This window comes from Actinomadura sediminis, assembly GCF_042675525.1.
In the GTDB taxonomy this organism is placed as follows: Bacteria; Actinomycetota; Actinomycetes; order Streptosporangiales; family Streptosporangiaceae; genus Spirillospora; species Spirillospora sediminis.
Window position 1 is genome coordinate 1 of the sequence record NZ_JBHTJA010000224.1, and the last position, 3,148, is coordinate 3,148.

A 3,148-nucleotide genomic window follows, 5' to 3' on the forward strand; every position below is an offset into this window, starting at 1 on the left:
CGGGCAGCGGCAGCGGCGCGCCGGGCGCCGGCCGGTCGTCGACGACGATGATCTCCCGCGGCGCGGGCGCGGACCCGACGAGGCCGGCGAGCAGCGCGCTCAGCGTGCCGCGCAGGCTCTCCCGTCCGACGGTCGGCACGACGACGGTGTAGTCCATCAAGCGTGCACCTCCCGGCGCCGGACCACGAACGGGCCGATGGCGAGGAGGTCCACCGGGGCGGACCCGAAGCACTCCAGCGCGTCCCGGGGATCGTCGACCATCGGACGTCCCGCGGTGTTCAGGCTCGTGTTGATCACGACGGGAATGCCGGTGCGGCGGTCGAACTCCCGCAGCAGCCGGGCGACGAGGGGCTCGTCGTCGTCCGCGACCGTCTGGATGCGGGCGGTCCCGTCGACGTGCACGACCGCGGGGATCCGCTCGCGCCACTCCGGGCGCACCCCGTGCACGAACAGCATGTACGGGCTGGGCAGCGGGCCCTCGAAGATCTCCGCCGCCCGGTCGAGCGACACCATCGGCGCGATCGGCCGGAACTGCTCGCGGCCCTTCACGTCGTTGAGCCGCTCGACGTTCGCGGCGTGCCCCGGGTGGGCCAGCAGGGAGCGGTGGCCGAGCGCGCGCGGGCCGAACTCCGAACGGCCCTGGAACCACGCGACGACCTGGTCGTGCGCGAGGGCCTCGGCCACGGTCGCGGCCAGGTCGGCGGGACGCTCGTAGGGGATCTTCGCGACGTCGAGGCGGGCGGCGATCTCGTCGTCGTCCCAGCCGCGGCCGAGGTCGGCGCCCGGCATCGCCTCGATCTCGTCGCCGGACGAGCGCGCCAGGTGCAGGGCCGCGCCGAGCGCGGTGCCCGCGTCGCCCGCGGCGGGCTGCACCCACACGTCGTCGTAGGGCCCGGCCTCGGCGAGGCGGGAGTTGGCGACGCAGTTGAGGGCGACGCCGCCGGCCAGCATGAGGCGGCGGGAGCCGGTCCGGCCGTGCAGCCAGCCCGCGAGGTCGAGCAGCACCTCCTCGAGCCGCGCCTGGACGCTCGCGGCGAGGTCGGCGTGGTCGCGGGTCCATTCGGCGTCCGGGGTGCGGGCCTTCGCCAGCGAGCCCCAGTCGATCGGCGCGACCGCGAAACCGCCGTCGCCGGTGGCGCCGATGTGCTCGCGCAGCTCGTCGAGGAACCGGGGCTCCCCGTAGGAGGCCAGGGCCATCACCTTGTACTCGTCGCTGGAGCGCAGGAAGCCCAGGTGCTCAGTCAAATCCTCGTACATCAGCCCGAGGGAGTGCGGCAGCCGCTGCGCGTGCAGCGGCGTGAGCTCCCCGTTCGCGTACGTCCCGGCCAGGTGCGAGTGGGATTCGCCGCGCCCGTCCAGGACGAGGACGTCGCCCTCGCCGGGGCCTGGCGCGGCGAGGGCCGCCGACGCCGCGTGCGCCACATGGTGCGGGACGAACCGGACGATCCCGGGGTCGAGCCCGGGGAGCGCGGTGGCCAGGAAGTTCGGGGCCCGCCGCGCGTACAGCGTGCGCAGCTTCTCCCAGTTCACGTCGTGCCCGTCGAGGCCCGGCTCGACCAGGCCCGGATCGTACGAGTAGGCCACGGCGTCCAGGTCGCCGGGTTCCAGCCCGGCCTCGTCCAGGCACCAGCGGGCCGCCTTCTCCGGCAGTTCCCAGGCGGAGAAGGGCACCGGCCGCTTCCCGTGTTTACGGCGGCTGAGCCGCTCCTCTTCGGTCGCCGCCACGACGCGGCCGTCCGACACCAGCGCTGCGGCCGGGTCGTGAAAGATCGCATTGATTCCGAGCACACGCATGACAAGGCCCCGTTCGGCGGACGATCGGTGTGGAATGGCGATGCCTGCGTCATAGACATCGGCCGGGGAGCGGAAATCCCCTATAGGTAATTCCGGGCATTGCCGAGAACTGGGACGCTAAACGCGGCGGAGGTGAAAAGGCGCTGCTGAGAGAAGTGCCACTTCAGTGGCGATCCCGCCGCCGCGGGCGCATGAGGGGCGGTGGCCGGGGTAGCGCCGACCCATGCGCTACACCGTCGTCGTCATCACCCGGGACCGGCGGGAGTCCCTGCTGGCCGTCCTCGCCCGCCTGCGGGCCCTGCCGGACGGCCCGCCGATCATCGTGGTCGACAACGCCTCCGGGGACGGCACCCCGGACGCGGTCGCCGCGGGCTTCCCCGAGGTCCGGCTGATCAGGTCGCCGGAGAACCTCGGCGCCGTCGCGCGCAACCTCGCGGTCGACCACGTGCGCACCCCGTACGCGGCGTTCTGCGACGACGACACCTGGTGGGAGCCGGACGCACCCGCCCGCGCGGCGGCGATGCTGGACGCGCACCCGCGGCTCGCCGTCGTCACCGGCCGGATCCTGGTGGAGCCCGGCGGGCGCGAGGACCCGATCGTCCCCGAGCTGCGGGACTCGCCCGTCCCCGGCCCCGGCGGGCTGCCGGGCCCCGCGCTCGGGTCGTTCCTGGCGGGCGCGTCCATGATCCGCGTCGAGGCGTTCCGGGAGGCGGGAGGGTTCTCGCCGCGGCTGTGGCTGGGCGGCGAGGAGGAGCTGCTCAGCGCCGACCTGATGACCCTCGGCTGGCACCTGTGCTACGCGGAGGACGTCGTCGTGCACCACCGGCCGTCCACGGTGCGGGACGCGCACCTGCGGCGCCGCCACGGCATCCGCAACACCCTGTGGTTCACCTGGCTGCGCCGCCCGCTGCCCGCCGCCGCGCGGCGCACCGCCGGGCTGCTGCGCACGCTGCCCCGCGACCGCGTCACCGCCGCCGCGCTCGCCGAGGCCGCCGCCGCGCGCGGCTGGGTCGCGCGGGAGCGCCGCCCGCTGCCCCGCGACGTCGAGGACCGCCTGCGCACCCTGGAGACGTCCCAGCGGACGTCCGAAGCCCGCCGCTACGTGAGCTGACCGGCCCCGGGAGGAACCGCCCATGACCGAGACCCGATCCGGAGCCGGCGCCGCCCGCGTGCGGCCGCCCGAGACGTCCGGGGTCACGATCGTCGTCGCGACCCGCGACCGCGCCCCGGAGCTGCGCCGCAGCCTCGCCCGCCACCCCGCCCCGGTGATCGTCGCCGCCAACGCGTCCGCGGACGGCACCGCCGAGGTCGCCGCGGCGGCGGGCGCCCGGACCCCGCGGCTGCCGGGCAACCG

At 75.4% G+C, this 3,148-nt stretch carries 2 protein-coding genes and 1 pseudogene; 2 read left to right on the plus strand and 1 reads right to left on the minus strand.

Annotated elements, in window-relative coordinates; genetic code table 11:
• Nucleotides 1–156: 156 nt before the first annotated feature.
• Nucleotides 157–1,794 carry a carbamoyltransferase family protein gene (locus tag ACFQ11_RS37430; protein ID WP_378307664.1) on the minus strand — a complete coding sequence of 546 codons (1,638 nt, stop codon included), beginning with the start codon at nt 1,792–1,794 and terminating at the stop codon, nt 157–159.
• A gap of 223 nt (nt 1,795–2,017) precedes the next feature.
• Between ACFQ11_RS37430 and ACFQ11_RS37435 the strand changes: the two genes are divergently transcribed.
• Together ACFQ11_RS37435 and ACFQ11_RS37440 are read left to right on the plus strand one after the other, a co-directional pair.
• Nucleotides 2,018–2,905 (plus strand): glycosyltransferase family 2 protein, encoded by an 888-nt coding sequence (locus ACFQ11_RS37435; RefSeq protein WP_378307666.1) that lies wholly within the window; start codon nt 2,018–2,020, stop codon nt 2,903–2,905.
• Nucleotides 2,906–2,927: 22 nt separating this feature from the next.
• Nucleotides 2,928–3,148 (plus strand): annotated as a pseudogene (locus ACFQ11_RS37440) (hypothetical protein); the annotation flags it as partial.